The sequence below is a fragment of the Microbulbifer salipaludis genome (genome assembly GCF_017303155.1).
Taxonomy (GTDB): Bacteria; Pseudomonadota; Gammaproteobacteria; order Pseudomonadales; family Cellvibrionaceae; genus Microbulbifer; species Microbulbifer salipaludis.
Genome location: NZ_JAEKJR010000001.1, coordinates 814,851 through 831,526, shown reverse-complemented (window position 1 = coordinate 831,526; position 16,676 = coordinate 814,851). Strand labels below are relative to the sequence as shown.

Below are 16,676 nucleotides of genomic sequence, written 5' to 3'. Positions count from 1 at the left end.
CATGGCGGCGCCGCGGCGCTGCCGATATCATTTAAATCGAAGTTTGATTACTGCAGGAAGTAGGAAAAGTCTGCATATAGGGTGGGACTGTCGGCATCGTCTCCGGCACCCTCAATGGATGACTTGGAACTCGTCGGCCAGGCCACCGACAATTGGCTCGCCCAGTTTTCGGCCCAACTGAACTTAAACAGGAAGCCGGCCCCGGCGAGGGCTGCCCAGTCATTGTTCAGATCCTCTTCAGGATTGTTTACGATGCCGTAGCCAGCATCCGCAATCACCGCCACCTGCAGCATGTCATTCAGGCGATTACCAAAGATTTTGGGATTGATCGATTCGGGGAAAGACGGATACCACTCGGCAGAGATCAGCCCGGCCTGATCGGCAGAAAAATCCCGCACATCAAACGCACGCACGCCGTTGGCACCGCCAAGGGAAAGTTGCTCAAAAGATGGCAGGGTATTATCGCTATACTGCCAGCGGCTTTTTACGACAAGCCGCGACTGCAAATCTGTCAGTGGCATTGGGAGAAAGAGCAACGAACTGGTTTCCGCAGCGAACTTTTGAAACTCGGAATCCGTTTCCAAGCTAGTGTCACCGGTGTAGCTATTCAGCTCCCCATACTGTATTTTCGCGTTGATGACGTTCAGCATGGGTATGCCCCCACCGGACAGGTGATCCACGTAGATACCAGCTTCGCCACCGAGCGCCTGATCCCAGCGTTCGAGGATAGGCGTCGCAGCCATCATTTCGGATTTCTTGTCCGTTACCGTGACAGTACCGGTGATATTGAAATCCCGTGAACGCCGGAATTTGTGATCCACACTCAAGCCATAGTTTTCATTGATGCCTTCAAGCTCGAGCAGGTTAATGAAGTCGTCTTCGTTTGCAGAATTATGAATCTTGAACTTATTGTAATCGGCCGAAAGTTGAATGCGTGTGCGCGTACTCAACAGGGGTAGGCTGTATTTTAGTTGCCCAAGATTCGAGCCGAATCCGGAATCAAATTCATCAATACCGGACGACTTGAGATAACCCACCGTGAGCTCGTCACCGATTCCAAGGGGATTGAACCAGTCGACGGCAGTGAAAATACGGTTGTCGCCGGTAAATGTAGAGCCGTGGTTATCCATGCGCGTGACCAGGCGCCAACCGCTCTCATCACGTACCTTTAGGTTGAGGCGGGTCTCACCGGGGTTGTCGCCCGGGCTGAAGTAGCCGGCAACGTTCAACGCGGGCAAGTCGTTTAACAGGTAAAGCGACTCTTCAATGCTGTCGTGATTGACCAATTTTCCTTGTTGCGAAGAAAACGCGTCAGCCAGTTGCGTTGCACTGTACTTCTGGTTGTCGTGTACCGCCACTTGCCCGAGTACGCCCTCCTGCACTGAAAAGGTCACCACGCCACCCTGCACTTCCTGCGCTGGAATCTGCACCTGTGCCAGGAACAACCCCTGCTGGCGGTAGAAACGCGTGAGCTCTGCGGCTATGTCCTCCAAATCCACATAGCTCAGTCCACGCTGGGCGTTCTGACGCTCCAGCGTATTTATCAGCTTGCGCAGCTCCCTCGCTCCCAGATTTTCCGGTGCAAAGCGCGCGCCCATGCCTTCGAGTAGTAGTGCGATCTCTTGCAGGTTCTCGACGGTGTAACCCGCTGCGACAATCTTATCTTCCTTCATATACTGGACGCGGAGTGCTTCGGCCTTTGCCTCGACTGTCTCGCGGTCAATACCGAATTCCGGGTACTCTTCCAGACGATGGAAACGGAATTTCTTCACCGAGATACGGGGGCCGATTTCACGACCGGAAACCTCTGGAATGTCCGTATCCAGGTTAGGGTCCCTGGCCTCCTTGGCGCGGCGCTCGAACTCCTCCGATACATCGGTATCGTTGATATGGGGTACATCCTGTTCAAACGCCTGGCGCACCCGGCTGCGGAAACCACTGTCGCCGTCCTGCGCGCTCACTTCCGAACCAGTTAGCAACATTCCCGCCACCGAGACCACCAATAATCCCTTACTGAACAAAGCCACATTTCCCCCCTTGGAATATGCCACGTGCATCCACAGACTGATTTTCCGCACTAGGCAGTGTTCTATCGTCAGCAGATCACTATGTTTTTATACGGTGCTCAGCGCACCAGATCGCGCACGATGCGGAAGCCGGTAATCTCATCACCAGCGCCACTGTGCAGTGTTTTTGAGGTGGCCAGACAGCGGCTCATAGCATCCACCCGACTGCCGCCGGCGGCGATCAGCTTCTTGTCTATACTGACGACCCACTCCTGAACATTACCCACGGCGTTAACGATTCCGAAGGGGTTGGCCTTGCCCGCGTTAGCCGCGACGAGCTCCAGCCCTCGCTCGATACCGCCATATCGCAATGTGCAGTTACGATCAGAGACTTCGGGCTGACCATTGGCGCTGGCCGCAGCAAACCATTCGATTTCGTTCGGCAACCGGTAACTGCGCCCGGTCTGAGCACTAAGCCACTGGATATACTGCTCTGCCTGCGCTCGGGAGATGTTATGCACGGGTAGTGCGCCACTATCGAGCTGCACCCCAGTACACTTGCCCGTCGAATTACAGAAGCGCGCAAATTCGCTGTTTGAGATCTCGTAACGCCCCACCGCCAGAGGCCTGCCGGAAGCACCAGCCACCACCACCATTTGCGGACCGAAACCTCCATCTCGCATCGGATCAGCACAGGTGTAGCGATCACCACGGGCGCCACTACCCGGGCGCAGATGCGCACAGTAATCGATATCGAAATCCGCTAGCAGGCGCTGCGCAGGTAGCATGATGCGCGCTTCCCGAAGCAGCCCCGCGGTGCGCTCAGGGCTGCTCACCGCCAAGCGCCCAAAGCACCCGGCAAGCTCTTCTGCCAGTACCGGGCGCAGAACCGCGGCCTTGGCCCTGTCGAGTTCGGCGAGCCGGCCGAGTGCACTGCCGATTGAAGAAATCTGCATCCCGAAGGTGCAACTCAGGGCGGATTCCATATCATCCAGTACCGCGTCAATCTTGCGCTGCTTTGCGGCGGCAGCGAGTTGGCGCTGCTCGCGTAGCTCTTGCTGGCGCAAGCGTTCGGCTTCGCGCTCAGCGGCAATTCGCTCCTCTTCCAGACGCCGGCGCAATTCCTTGCGCTCCTGGGCCAATTGGCCACGAATTTCTTCGGCTCCTTCCACCTGTTCATTCCAGCGGGCGGCACGGCCGAGCATGGCTTCTGCCGGCTCCAGATTACCGAGATTCAACTGACCGGTGGCCGCCGCAATAAACAGATCGGATACCTGCCGTCGCACGGACTCAGGGAATGACACATCGCGAGGGTTGAGATCGATGTATTCATCCAGCTCTACGCGCAAGTCCCGCTCCCAGGAAGCGGTAAGTACACTGAGGCCCAATAGCCGACTGATTGCCTCGCGCTTGTCCGCAATACGGCGCTCTAGCAGCTCGCGCTGCAGCTTATCTTCGAGCTCCACTTTCACCCGCTGCTGCTCGGCAACGTTTTCCTGCTCAAGATGGGCATAGCCAAACCCACCAGCTACGAGTGTGGCAACGAACAGGCCGCCGAAGGCCCATTTCCAACCCGCCTTGCCAAAAAACTGATGAACGAACTTATCCACCGTGGCAGTACGGTCGCATCGCTCGAACGCAAGTGCGGCTTCAAGGGCACGCCACTGGCGACGGCTAAGTGCGCGTATGCGCTTCGGCTTCAGCTTGCGCGCAAACGCCTTGTCTGCAGGAACCTTGTTATAAGGATGGCGACCACTGAACAGCTCATAGGCAACGCATCCCAGCGCATAGACGTCATCTGTGGGTTCCGGCTCGCCGCCCTTGAGCATTTCATAGCTGGCATAGGCCGGCGTGAGTGCACCCAGGGTTCCGGCGTCAAATATGGTCTGCTCACCAGCCTTGCTGGCAATACCTCCCTCAGACACCGCGCGTGCGATGCCAAAATCAATTACCTTAGCGCCCTTCTTCTGGGTAACAAATATGTTTCCCGGCTTGAAGTCCGAGTGCACGATCCTGTGAGAATGCGCATAAATCAGGGCTTGCGACACATCATGCAAAATCGCCGATGCACGCTCACTACCAAGGCCCACATCCGCATGTTCGCGCAGAAGCTTGTCGAGGGGCGCCCCTTCAAGGAACTCCATGGTCATGAAAACCCGGTCGCCTTCGCGGTCGAAGTCGTACACGGTTACGATATTGGGGTGCGCAAGAGTTTGGGATTTCCGCGCCTCGCGCTGGAGGGAGATGAAAGCATCGGGGTGCTTCTGGAAGTCTTCGTTCAGTAGCTTGATCGCCACATAGGGGTCGCTATCACTGGCTTCCAACTTGCGTCGGTCGAGCGCCTTGTAAACGGCACCCATGCCGCCCACGCCCAGCAGCTTGTCCAGCTCGAAGCGGCCCTTGATGACGGTTTTGGTCACCGCCCCTTCCCGCGAGGTAGACGGCACGAAGTGTGTAGTCCCATACGGCTTGGCTGCCGGAGACCGGGGATCACCAGAATCAACGATTACGGTAGCAGCAGCGCCTTGCAAGGGCTTTTCTGCGGCTCCGGAGGGAAGCAGCCCCGGATTGGAACCAACAGGTGGGTGATCATTTGCGCCTGTGTTTTCATGACCGACAAATACCGTCACATCAGAATCATCACACGCAGATAGATTCTCTCCGGCTTTTTTGACTATTCGGGTCTTGTCACTCACTACCATCTCCCTGGCGTATACGTTACAGAAAATCCCTTTTCTGCTTATGCGTGACATTCGGCACGATCAACCGCCATTTAAGAAATTCGGATAGAGCAACAACTACCGGCGCGGGCTGTGCAGACTGTCTAAAGAAGCGCGAAGTATAAAGGAGCGATTTTCTCGCAACAATTGGATGATGGCGCGAAAGCACAGAAACCTTATTACATTTGATTACACAGTGTTCGCAGACGCCGACAACTAAAACGAGCGTACCAACAAATCATGAGTACACGTGACTTTTTGTAACTCAGTACCAATTAGAGTCGTTAAATCGTGTCAGAGTCGGATAGATCCGGAGATGTATAACAGGCACGCAGACGCAATTCATTTAATTCGTGCCAGAGTGCATTTAGTATGCGCCAATTACCGTGCGGTCTATTATCGGCATGCGCAGGAATTAGTGTCAGAGTCAATTAGCACATTCTCTTTAACAGTTTTTTTTTACATGTGTGTCTGCTTAAATCCGTCCGGCTTGCCGAATCGGCAATACCTCGGTTACTGCTTTATGGCGGTAAAGGAATATCCACCATCATGTCCAAAAAATATTGAGGGATAAACAATGGCTATTTACATGAACTTCAACAGCAAGGCGCCCGCTGGCAACGTAACCGCCAAGGGCTATGAAGACTGGATTGAAGTTGACAGCTTTAACTTCGGCGTAGGTCGTGGCATCAGCATGGAAGCAGGCGCGGTTGCCAACCGCGAAGCGTCTCGCCCGAGCCTCAGTGAAGTTACCGTCACCAAGCGTATCGATGCAGCTTCTGGCGGCCTGTTCAAGGCTTCTGTCACTGGTGACGAAGGCGTCAAAGTTGAAATCCACGTTGTACAAACTGGTGCCAACTCCGTTGAGAAATTTGCAGTCTACAACCTGGAAGATGTCATCATCTCTTCGTACAGTATTTCTGCTTCTTCCGGCGGCGCACCTCAGGAGGCCATCTCCCTGAGCTTCTCCAAAATTGAAGCCGACCTCAACCACGCGGATAAAACCAACAAGAACCCGAAAAACATGCGTGTCGGATACGACCTGTCCACCGCGACTCCGCTGTAATCAATCTAGGCGAATTGACCCGATGTGGGTGGCAATCGCCACTCACATCGGCTTTTGACGTTCACGCACGTCAATAGTGCAGCAATTTATCTGCGCGGTTTAATCAAAGCACCTGCTGGCACCTATAAGGATTTTGGGCTGTTATGTCTTCTATCAATCAAGACAAGCGCATGATTCGGACGAACTGTTCGATCGGCAAAGATACTTTTATCGCCACGGCACTGCATGGCGAAGAGCACATATCCAAGCCTTACCGCTACCAGCTCAAACTACTCTCCACGAATCACGGTATCGAGCAGGCAGATGTCGTGGGAAAACCATTCACAGCAAGCATCCACTACGCAGAGAAAGAACGGTATATTGATGGGTATGTCACACACTTCTCAATGCATGACGTAAACGCAGAAGGCATGCGAAAGTATATAGCCGTAATACAGCCGGGACTTTGGTTCACCAATCTCGGCGGCAAAAACCGCATTTTCGAGCAAAAGTCAGCGAAGGACATTATCAAAGAAGTACTCGGTGAGTACAGCAGTGTTATAAAGTTCAGCGACAAGTTGACGTCTGAGTACATCGCCCGCGAGCATTGCACCCAGTTTAATGAAACAGACTTTCAGTTCATTCACCGACTGATGGCGCAGGAGGGGATATCATACTATTTCGTACAGAAGAGTGGTGCCCACGAATTGGTTATCTGCGATGACCATAAGGACTATTACGACTGCATCTCCGAAAAAGTCGATTACGATGGTGGAGGCAGCCATCCGCGCAAGAATTCAGTAAGCAGCTGGCACAGGGACTTCAACTATCACCGCGGCGGCTATGAATTGAAGGACTACAATGAGTTCACTCCTGGGAAGAACAATCTGCAGTCCGTCAAAACAGCCAGTAAGCTGAACGGTGTTGGCGACTTCATCCAAAATATTTACGGTATCAATCACTTTAAGGCTTCTGGCGAATCAGAGCACGTGTTTCAGGACAGCTACCACAAGGAACTTGCAAAACGCGCCATCGAGGCCGAGGAAAGTCTCTTTGACATCGGCCACGGCACCAGTGATTGCCCCGCGCTGGCCGCAGGAGGTTGGTTCCAGCTCGATCACACCATCAAGTCGGAAAAGGGAAAATACCTACTCACCTCGGTCCGCATCTCGGCCACGGACAGCAACAGTGATGATACCCACTTCAAGAATACCTTCACCTGCATCCCGGATAAGGTAACCCCGCGCCCAGATCCATTCACTAGCACCAGACAAATACATGCACCCCAGGTGGCCGAAGTACTCAGCGTAAAAGCCACGGAGTCGGGGGGTTCTAACGACCCTTATACACAGGTCAAGGTGCGATTTCCCTGGAACTCCAAGCAGAACAGTTGTTGGGTACGGGTAATGCAATCATTCTCCGGTAATAACTGGGGTGCGAACTTTGTGCCGCGGGTAGGTCAGGAAGTCGTTATCACCTACATCAACGGCGATATGGAGCGACCGGTGGTAACTGGAGCGGTCTACAACGGTGACAATACCGGGCCAGGCTATACAGCCACTCAAAGTGGTTGGAAAACCCAATATGACACTAGCAAATTTAACGAGCTCCGCTTTGAAGATAAAAAGGGCAGCGAAGAAATCTATATGGAAGCAGGAAAAGATCACAATTTCCTGATTCACAATGACCAATCTGGCAAGATCGATAACAACCAGACGCTGGAAGTCAAGAAAAATCGCACCATTACCATTGCCGAGGGGGATGAGAGCATCACCCTCAGCAAGGGAAATCAGACCACCAAGATAAAGGGCGATCACTCGATCACACTCGATTCCGGCAATCAGGAACTGAAAGTAAAGTCCGGCACTCAGACCATAGACGTGATGGGCGCAATAAAAATATCCTCCAAAACATCGATAGACCTGAAAGTCGGCAGCAACACTATTTCGATCAAGCCTTCGGGAATCGAGATAAAGGGCGTAATGCTGTCCTGTAAAGGCGACGCGACGGCTGAGGTGAAGGCCGGAGCCATGTTGACCCTCAATGGTGGCATAACCAAGATCAACTGATAGGCTGAGTGATGACAGATCTGGTTAAAGTAGAAGCAACAACAGCAGAACAACTGCTGCAACACATAGAAATCAGCGACGAGGGGCGTCCGGCTCTGGTTCCGGATACTGCCCCGGAAGTCAGTATTCTGCGGCTTATGGAAGCGGGCTGCTATGCCGATGCTATCAAACTGCTGGCACTCGGGCTGCCAAAGCGCGAGTCCGTATGGTGGGCATGCCTGTCCACCAGAGACATACAAAGCCCGGCGACCGATGAGAACAATGTAAAAGCACTGGTTGCAACCGAGAGCTGGGTGAAAAATCCCAGCGAAGAGCGTCGCCTGATCTGCAAACAGCTGGGTGAAGTAACTGGGCACAAGACCCCGGCAAGCTGGGCCGCGACTGCCGCCTCCTGGTGCCATGGGAGCCTCGCCGCACCCGGCGAGCCCGTGATCGAGCCACCTTCGCACCTATACGCGCATGCGGTGGCGGGAAGTGTAATTCTCGCAGCATCCCTCTCCGACCCTGCAAATCCGGAACAAGCTTTTAGACGTTATTTGCAACAGGGGCTCAATCTTGCTCGCGGTGGCAGCGGAAAACCGGAATTGTAGATCATGGGAAAGCCCGCATCACGAATAACCGACATGCATGTATGTCCAATGACCACGGGTACAGTACCGCATGTGGGTGGACCAATACTCTCTCCGGGCGGCCCCACTGTGCTCATTGGCAACCTGCCAGCGGCCACGGTCGGTAGTGCCTGTACTTGCGTCGGCCCCCCGGATACCGTAGCCATGGGTAGCACGACGGTACTCATTCAGAGCAAGCCTGCTGCTCGAATGGGAGACTCTACCGCACACGGAGGGAAAATTGTGGTGGGTTGTCCGACCGTACTGATTGGAGGCTAGGCGTGCGAAGAGTCGAATCGTTAATTTTGGTTGTCTTGATTGCGTTATTAACTTCAAACCCAGGATTCGCCATGGCACTTTTTGGAGGATAGTGATTTATTTTTTCAGGGGTATCCGGATACCTGACGCACACAAACAAGCCTATCGTTCATGCTGGGCTTTGCTGGGTTAGATAAAGGTTTTTCCTCGATCATTGCAGCGTGTGACCGGGCCGATGCATAACCGGGGCACACGCGCTCCAATCAACCAACGTGATAGGTAAAACCGCTCTCGGCAGTGGCTCCCACATGAATGCTTTTCACATCCTCCCCTTTCGCCATCTTGTCCAGGCACTCGCTTGCCAGAGAGGGTAACAGAGTGCGATTCAGGATAACTTCGATATTGCGCGCGCCGGTGTCGGCCTCCTGGCAGCGGGCAACGATATTGATGAGAACATCGTCGTCATAACTGAAGTCTGCTCCATAGTGCTCGCGCACGCGCTTTTCGATACGACGCATATTGATCTTGCATATATCGACCAGGTTTTCATCATCCAGAGGATAATAGGCAATCACATTGGCGCGACCGAGAAACGCTGGCTTGAATTTTTGCAAAAGGTGCGGGCGGATATTGTCCAGCAGCACCTCGGGATCCGGCTTTTCCTCAACCTGATTAAAGATCGCGCGAATTGCATCTTCACCGGCATTAGATGTCATGATGATCAGCGTATTCTTAAAGTCGATGTCGCGGCCTTCACCGTCCTTGATCGTACCCTTGTCAAACAGGTTGTAAAAAATATCCTGTACGCCGGGATGTGCCTTTTCCATTTCATCCAAGAGTATTACCGAATATGGCTTGCGTCGTGCGGCCTCGGTCAACACTCCGCCTTCTCCATAACCCACATAGCCAGGGGGCGAACCAAGCAGCATGGAGACTTTATGCTCCTCCTTGAACTCGGACATATTAATGGTGGTGATACTCTGCTCCCCCCCGAACAGTTCTTCCGCCAAGGCCAACGCCGTCTCAGTTTTACCCACACCGCTGGTACCACAGAATAGGAACACACCCACAGGTTTGCGCGGGTCAGTGAGACCAGCACGGGAAGTGCGCACTGCCTGCGCTACGGCATCCAGCGCGTGAGGCTGGCCGATGACCCGCTGATTGAGTCGCTCCGCGAGCGTCTGCACCGCCTCGATTTCATTACTGACCATTTTGCCGACCGGAATCCCGGTCCAGTTGGCGATAACCTCGGCAATAGACTGCTCATCTACCGCCGACTGCATGAGCGGTGTTTCTCCCTGGATTTGGCGCAACTGCTCAGTGAGGGTCTGTAACTGCTGCTTGAAATCCCACAACGCCGACGCATCAACGGTCTCAGCACCTTCCGAGAGCTGGGAGGAATAGGCCTCGTCGATTCGGTCGCGCAGAGTACGAATCTCTGCTATCAGTTCCTGCTCTCTCTGCAGCTGACTTTCCAAGCAATCCAGCTTCTGCTGTGCTTCCTGCTGCTCCAACTGCAGCTGCTGAATGACATCTTCGTGGGCACCAGTAGCGGCATTCTCTCGCCGCAGCTTTTCGATGGTACGGGTGCTGCTGGCAACAATACGCTGTATATCCTCAATCGCACCTGGAGTTGAGGACTGACTCAAGGCAACGCGCGCGCATGCCGTGTCGAGCAGGCTCACGGATTTGTCAGGTAGCTGCCTCCCGGGAATATATCGGTGAGAAAGCTGGACAGATGCAACCACGGCCTCATCCAGAATGCGCACCTTGTGATGGAACTCCAGGCTGGGGGCGATACCCCGCATCATATCCACGGCTTTCTGTTCGTCAGGTTCTTCCACTTTAACCACCTGGAAACGACGAGTAAGCGCCGGGTCCCGCTCAAAGTATTTCTTGTACTCCGCCCAGGTGGTGGCCGCTATGGTACGCAATTCACCCCGCGCCAGCGCAGGCTTCAACAGGTTGGCGGCATCGCCCTGCCCTTCCTTGCCACCTGCGCCAATCATGGTATGGGCTTCGTCGATAAACAGGATAATCGGTGAGGCCGACGCTCTCACCTCTTCAATCACGGACTTCAGACGACTCTCAAACTCGCCTTTTACACTGGCGCCAGCTTGAAGTAGGCCTAGATCGAGGGTTCGCACAGTGACATCGCGGAGTGGCGCCGGAACATCGCCGCTGGCGATACGCAATGCGAAGCCTTCGACTACTGCGGTTTTCCCCACGCCCGCTTCACCGGTGAGAATCGGGTTGTTCTGACGGCGACGAGTGAGAATATCGATGCATTGGCGAATTTCCTCATCGCGCCCCAGTACTGGGTCGATCTCTCCTTCACGAGCCCGCTGAGTCAGGTTAACGGTATATTTGTCCAACGCTGGCGCTTTGCTCGCGGCGACTGCCACCGGGGCGCCATCAGCAGTATGCTCCGTGCCCCCTAACACGCTCGACTCTCCACTGTGACCAAACATGGCACGCGCGGTTTCACGAATCGACTCGGGAGCGATACTTTTCAGTTCCGGGCAAGATTCCAAAAGCTGACGACGAGAGGTTTCCTCCAGCAACAGCGCAGACAGGAGATGCCCAGAACTTACCGCAGTGTGGCCGAAATCAATGGATGCAAGTATCCAGCAGTTTTTTGCAGCCTCGACAATGCTTGGCGACAATGCTGCGGGGCGGCTGCTGCCGGATTTAAAGCGGGCGATGGCACCGGCCAGTTGCTTGGCAAGATTCGACGGATTGACGTCGTGCTTGTTGAGTAGATGGTAAAAATCGGTATCGGACTGATCCAGAAGCTTCAGCAGCCAGTGCTCCAGCTCAACATTGTACTGACTTTGTGCCAGGCAAAGGCCCGCTGCGCCCTCTAGCGATTCACGCATGACGGGTGTCATGGTGTCCACGAGTCTTTTGAGATCTACGTTGATCATAATATTATTTCCCTCAATTCGTTCCCTGTTATTTCACAAGTGATCACGGTCGCCGTTTGAATTCCACTTTTATGCTGCAGGCAACGCCTCTTCTGGAGACATCTGGTCGGCACTCAAGCTAACCACCACCTGCTCATCCTGATCCTGATCCCCGGCCATATGCGTATTCCATCCCAACAGGGGCTGGAGGCTGTCATCTCCCGTGAGCTGCACTGGCGACACCTGATTGGTATTCAAAGTGGCTGAAATTTCGAAATCCATTTCAATACCCGCACTCAACTGGATAAATGACTTCAGCGCTTCCAGTTTTTCCGAACCCGGAGCAATGGCCATATGATCCGAATAATCCAGTGGCTCGATTAATAGGCGAAATTTATTCTGGGCCTGGAAGCACTGGGTTCCGAGAATCGTGTCCGTACCAAGGCGATTGTTCACACCGAGCGGATACTGTGGGCCGGGTAGTCTGGTTAGCACATCTTCGGGAAGATCATCCCACTGCCCCTGAAACTGCTCGATCGTAACCTTCAGCCCAAAATACTGCCGAACCATACTTTCCAGTGCCGCTGCGGAGCACTGTTGCCGACCAAGATGGCCCGCCATGCCGTAAAGAACATCGTCCGGGATGGGTATCCGGTATTGAAGCTCACTCGTACCCAGTCCAGCGATCGATGCGAGCGCCTGACTGAATAAATCTGGCTCTCTGGCCTTGCGCCGTTTCGCCGATTCATAATTGACCGGCAGCCGATATTTTTGCCAAGCGCGGTAAAACAAAGAGATATTGCGGTGATGAAAAATATCCAGAAAGTCTCGCAGCGCTGTGCTCTTTTCGCGAAGCTCACGGTGCAGCACCTCCGTCAAATAGTAGGGCATGACACCCTGACTTCCGACGAGCCCACTGAATCCGACTTCCATACTCCACTGTTTTTCCGGGTCGGATTCTTCAGTATTCAGCGAATCTCGAGGCCCCTCATTGCGCTCATTATTCACCCACCCCTGAGCGGAAACTGGGGCAGAGAGTTTACGTTCTTCAATTCGGATTACATCCGCGGCAACAAACGACAGTGAAGACTGCGCCTTGAAGCGTACCGCCTCCCGCACCGGCGGCGCAGCACCGGCCACCGGTTCGCGAGCAAATACATTACTCACCGCTACATCGTCCGAATCTTCGCCATTTTTTTCAATAAGAACCGCGTGTTCCAGATTCCGTACCGCCTGAAAGAACTCAAAGCGATAAGGCTCCCCACACAGCTTCTGGATTACACTAACGCTTTGTCGCCGGCGCGTGGAGGCCATTTCTTTAGTTCCCCATCTCGATCGCTCAACTTGGCGATCAGTCTGGTAAAGGAGTTTATTGAACAATAGAGCCCGAGAAAGCGCTCGATCACGCTAGAAAACAGCAAGGGGGACGCACCCGCAAGCATCATCGAATCAAATTCGATGCTTACCTCGGTACCCCGACATAAGACCACGCTGCCATCTACCTGGATAGGCGCCGTAATTGGACGGGTTTCGAGCTGAAGCACTGACTCAATCATGTTGCGAGTACTGCCAGAATTACGGAAATCGTACAGCCGTAGTATTTCTTTCAGTACATCAACACCGCCATTGTTACTGAGGGAGAGGTGGTTAAGGTTCAAGTGTGAAATCAATCTCCAGTAGGCCCGATCGCGTCGAGGCGGCCGAATAGTGGCGGTAGGAGGAACTGGACAACTGATCCGCTTGGACGGCGCATCGCCGTCGACGATGGACATGTACGGCTGAGCATTACCTGATGGTAATTTTTTCGGCAGATTACGATTGGTGCAGGTCAGTTTCAGCCCCAGGGTCTGCTGGTCGGCGTCGTATGGATTGAATTCCAGGTCCACCAGCGTGATGTCCACTTCTGAGGCCTGTTCATTGCGGTGCTCACCTTCGATAACATCACGTCGGCGGGAGTACCAGAATGCGGATTTTCCATCGGCAGATTCACTATGCTGGATACCGTAGAAAGGACGGTAGTGCGTGGTTTCGCCTCCGGCGTTAGTCGAACTGACCGCATTGATCGAATATACCTCGAGACCATCACTGCGGCGTACATCGGGAATCACGTGATAGCTGTACTCTTCGTGAGTAATCGGGATCGGATCAGCACTATGATCGAACAGGTTGACCACTGGGGTGCAGCCCAGACAGAACATGGTGGGCGAAAGCTGTTTTTCCAGCTCGTGGTGGGACTCCGCCAGGTAGATATAGAGGTTAAGTGAGTCACCGTACTTGTCACTCAGAGCCCCTGCGAGCCCACCCACATCGATAAACTGGAACTTCTCGGGGAATGCGAAATACTCGGTGAGCAAGCGGTAGCCGAGAAATGCGGAGTCGGGATAGGGCAATAGTCCCTCATCCCGGCTTAGACCCACCTGCTTCAAGGCATCCGCGTCAAGAAATATCGGATTGGGATCCCCTTCGCCCGTCGCGACGACGAGCTTGACGCACTTCGTTAGAATCAGGTCGTAAAGGTTATAGATGTGGCTCGGCTGCCCCTTGAGGAAGAAACGCAAGCGGCTTGGCTTGAGTTCGCCGAAGGTCACATCCTCATTGAACGTCTTCAGCGATAGCTTGAGTACCGCGTTGGCCCCTGCGACATCGTTGCAACCCGGTGCGATAAACGGCCGCGGCATCAAGCTCGCACTCTCGGCCTGAAACGGGCATACGTCCACGGGGTAACAACTGGTGAACCGGCAGTTTTGGCCCTGGAAGCTCTCGGATTCAAGCACAAGATCTTTTTCGAGATGAACAATGCCATCCAGGTCGGATTCGGGCTCAAACTGGATGATGGCGCATGAAGGGATAGGGCGGAGGTAATGTGGATACAGAGTTTCCAGCATCGCGTCCGTCAGCTCCGGGAAATCGTCGCTCAGCTTTTGTTGCACCCGTGCATTCATATACGCAAAACCAGACAGCAAACGCGCTACCAGAGGATCATCTACCGTATCAGTATCCAACTGCAGGCGCGCTGCGGCGGCCGGATGCATCCGGGCAAACTCTCCGGCAGTCTGCTGCACAAAGGCCAGTTCGCGCTCATAAAGGTCTATCAGTTTTTCAGTCATTATCGCACCTCTGACACGTCGACCAGTTGCGTGACGGGATTCAATGCGGAATCAAACACGATGATTTCTGATGCAGGGTTCACATGTAATACGGCTTCTACCCGAAACCGGATACTAGGATCCTCGACGTCGATGTTTTCCTGGGTACTCACCTTCACCGAGCTGATCCTCGGCTCGTAGCGAAGGATAGTACGCTCAATATCCCGGCAAAATTTTCGGCGGCTGTCTCCGGACGTGAGGTTTACTGTGGATAGATCCGGCAGGCCGTAGTTGATATTTGAATCGTCGAGGTGCTCGTGCCCTTCCGGGGCGGAAAGGCATCGGTAGCGGGTATTGAACAGGAACTCGAGATCCCGTCGCACACCCTCGCGCAACTGGCGCAATACTTGGTGGGGACGGTGGATGTCCACGCTAACAGAGGAATCCATCAGACGATCCAGAAGCGGTGCTAGGAGTCGCTTCTCACCGGTCAACTGGGCCATCAGCTGGTCACTCCCACACCGATCTGCGATAGCGCAGTGGTCAATTTCAATTCAGACACCAGGTGATCAACCGTATAGTGACTTTTGAGGTGAATCACACTTTGGTAGCTACCGGGTTTTCCTGGCTCATCCATTACTCGTACCCTTGCCTCGCGTAGTGGATAGCGGGCGAGCATTTCCCATGATAGATCCTCGCGGCCAGTGGTATACCGATCCATCCAGTGCTGAAGTTGTCGCTCACAATCCGCCGCGTTCATGTAGGCGCCCACTTTGTCGCGGATCATCACTTTTATGTAGTGGGCAAAACGGGAGGCACACAGTATCTGCTGCAACATACCGCTGATTCGGGCATTGGCAGTAGCAGATTTGGAGCTGTACTGCTTTGGCCGCTGTAATGACGGAACACTGTTGAATGCGCTATACGGTGAGTCATAGCAATGGCACAGGCAGGTAAACCCAAGTTCGCTGAGTTCTCGCTCGGCAAAATCGGTGATCAGGATGGAGGTCGCCATCTTGATCGACTGCGCACTGCTATCGACACCGTAAGGGGCGTTCGGCAACTGTGTGACCAGACCTCCCCCCAGATGATCCCGCGCTACACCGCGGATATGTGAGAACCAGCCAACCTCATCAAACTCGCGAATCAGCACACACCCCATAGCAAACACCGCATTGCCCCACAGGTGGTTACTCGCGTCCGAGGATTGCACACTTTCGCCAAAACGAATGCCTCGGTAATGGGAAAACCCGCGGGTATGCGGTTGCCGCATCAGAACCTGCGGCAGTAGTACACCGATAAACCGGGAATCCTCAAGATCACGGAGGGTGTTCCAGCGGAGGTACTGTTTCTGCCGGAATACTTCGGCGAAGTCGATCGGGCGTGCGACATCATCAAAACTGTCCACCCCGAAAAGCTGCGGCGCCGCGCTACAAATGAACGGGGCGAAAGCCGCTGCCGCAGTATGGGCGATCCCCTGCAAAGTAAACACATCGTCGTATGGATGGTCTGCAAACGGCTGATGGGAGATATAGTAGTCACCGATCAGCAAGCCAAAAGGCTCACCACCAGGGGTACCAAACTCTTCGTTATATACGAGATGGAACAGCCCAGACTGATCGTAATCCGCGGCCCGCTCGATATCTCGGGAAAGATCTTTCCAACTGACATCCAGCAGCTTGATAACTATATTGTCGGCCGCTGGTGTTTCGGAAATCAGCATCGACAGGCCACGCCAGCGTGCTTCCAATTCCTGGAATTTTGGATGATGGAGAATCGCGTTCACCTGATCATTAATCAGGAGATCCAATTCGGCAATGACCTGATTCAGCCACTCACGTACAGACTGCTGACCGATTTCACCAGCACCACTGAAGGCACTCAACCAATATTCAAACGCGAACAGGTCGTCTGGCTCATCCAGAAATTTCTGCAAGCGGCTGTCACCATCCTGAAGCAGTAACTCGGCAAACAAGAT

At 53.9% G+C, this 16,676-nt stretch carries 11 protein-coding genes; 4 read left to right on the top strand and 7 right to left on the bottom strand.

The window, feature by feature from the left end; all coding sequences use genetic code 11:
• Positions 1 to 47: 47 nt before the first annotated feature.
• A complete protein-coding gene (locus JF535_RS03460; protein ID WP_242523571.1) occupies positions 48 to 1,982 on the bottom strand; it encodes a ShlB/FhaC/HecB family hemolysin secretion/activation protein in 1,935 nt (644 codons plus the stop codon).
• A 143-nt stretch (positions 1,983 to 2,125) separates the two neighbouring features.
• Positions 2,126 to 4,426 carry a protein kinase domain-containing protein gene (locus JF535_RS03455; protein WP_206999139.1) on the bottom strand — a complete coding sequence of 767 codons (2,301 nt, stop codon included), beginning with the start codon at positions 4,424 to 4,426 and terminating at the stop codon, positions 2,126 to 2,128.
• Between the two features lie 877 nt (positions 4,427 to 5,303).
• Between JF535_RS03455 and JF535_RS03450 the strand changes: the two genes are divergently transcribed.
• From JF535_RS03450 to JF535_RS03435, 4 genes are all read left to right on the top strand, one after another.
• Positions 5,304 to 5,792 (top strand): Hcp family type VI secretion system effector, encoded by a 489-nt coding sequence (locus JF535_RS03450; protein ID WP_206999137.1) that lies wholly within the window; start codon positions 5,304 to 5,306, stop codon positions 5,790 to 5,792.
• Positions 5,793 to 5,935: 143 nt separating this feature from the next.
• Positions 5,936 to 7,840 carry a type VI secretion system Vgr family protein gene (locus tag JF535_RS03445; protein WP_206999135.1) on the top strand — a complete coding sequence of 635 codons (1,905 nt, stop codon included), beginning with the start codon at positions 5,936 to 5,938 and terminating at the stop codon, positions 7,838 to 7,840.
• A gap of 11 nt (positions 7,841 to 7,851) precedes the next feature.
• Positions 7,852 to 8,430: a DUF6931 family protein gene (locus JF535_RS03440; protein WP_066960591.1), complete on the top strand. Its 579-nt coding sequence runs from the start codon at positions 7,852 to 7,854 to the stop codon at positions 8,428 to 8,430.
• Positions 8,431 to 8,433: 3 nt separating this feature from the next.
• Positions 8,434 to 8,727, top strand: coding sequence for a PAAR domain-containing protein (locus JF535_RS03435; RefSeq protein ID WP_206999133.1), 294 nt, complete (start codon positions 8,434 to 8,436; stop codon positions 8,725 to 8,727).
• Between the two features lie 242 nt (positions 8,728 to 8,969).
• On the opposite strand, the gene tssH is transcribed toward JF535_RS03435, so the two are convergent.
• The 5 genes from tssH to tssC form a co-directional block, all read right to left on the bottom strand.
• Entirely contained in the window at positions 8,970 to 11,633 is a 2,664-nt protein-coding gene (gene tssH, locus JF535_RS03430) for a type VI secretion system ATPase TssH (RefSeq protein ID WP_206999131.1), read from the bottom strand.
• Between the two features lie 69 nt (positions 11,634 to 11,702).
• Positions 11,703 to 12,926 (bottom strand): type VI secretion system baseplate subunit TssG, encoded by a 1,224-nt coding sequence (tssG, locus tag JF535_RS03425; RefSeq protein WP_206999129.1) that lies wholly within the window; start codon positions 12,924 to 12,926, stop codon positions 11,703 to 11,705.
• Complete coding sequence (gene tssF, locus JF535_RS03420; protein WP_206999126.1) at positions 12,890 to 14,719, bottom strand: type VI secretion system baseplate subunit TssF; 1,830 nt, start codon at positions 14,717 to 14,719, stop codon at positions 12,890 to 12,892. Before tssF ends, tssG begins: the two co-directional genes overlap by 37 nt.
• Positions 14,719 to 15,201, bottom strand: a complete 483-nt coding sequence (gene tssE / locus JF535_RS03415) for a type VI secretion system baseplate subunit TssE (RefSeq protein ID WP_242523569.1) — start codon at positions 15,199 to 15,201, stop codon at positions 14,719 to 14,721. The genes tssF and tssE overlap by 1 nt, the downstream gene beginning before the upstream one ends.
• A complete protein-coding gene (gene tssC / locus JF535_RS03410; RefSeq protein WP_242523568.1) occupies positions 15,201 to 16,673 on the bottom strand; it encodes a type VI secretion system contractile sheath large subunit in 1,473 nt (490 codons plus the stop codon). Before tssC ends, tssE begins: the two co-directional genes overlap by 1 nt.
• Positions 16,674 to 16,676 lie beyond the last annotated feature (3 nt).

Bases quoted from the DNA above. Each gene is read 5' to 3' on its own strand.
- JF535_RS03460 (WP_242523571.1), bottom strand. From the start codon at position 1,982: ATGTTGCTAACTGGTTCGGAAGTGAGCGCGCAGGACGGCGACAGTGGT.
- JF535_RS03450 (WP_206999137.1), top strand. From the start codon at position 5,304: ATGGCTATTTACATGAACTTCAACAGCAAGGCGCCCGCTGGCAACGTA.
- JF535_RS03445 (WP_206999135.1), top strand. From the start codon at position 5,936: ATGTCTTCTATCAATCAAGACAAGCGCATGATTCGGACGAACTGTTCG.
- JF535_RS03440 (WP_066960591.1), top strand. From the start codon at position 7,852: ATGACAGATCTGGTTAAAGTAGAAGCAACAACAGCAGAACAACTGCTG.
- JF535_RS03435 (WP_206999133.1), top strand. From the start codon at position 8,434: ATGGGAAAGCCCGCATCACGAATAACCGACATGCATGTATGTCCAATG.
- tssH (WP_206999131.1), bottom strand. From the start codon at position 11,633: ATGATCAACGTAGATCTCAAAAGACTCGTGGACACCATGACACCCGTC.
- tssG (WP_206999129.1), bottom strand. From the start codon at position 12,926: ATGGCCTCCACGCGCCGGCGACAAAGCGTTAGTGTAATCCAGAAGCTG.
- tssF (WP_206999126.1), bottom strand. From the start codon at position 14,719: ATGACTGAAAAACTGATAGACCTTTATGAGCGCGAACTGGCCTTTGTG.
- tssE (WP_242523569.1), bottom strand. From the start codon at position 15,201: ATGGCCCAGTTGACCGGTGAGAAGCGACTCCTAGCACCGCTTCTGGAT.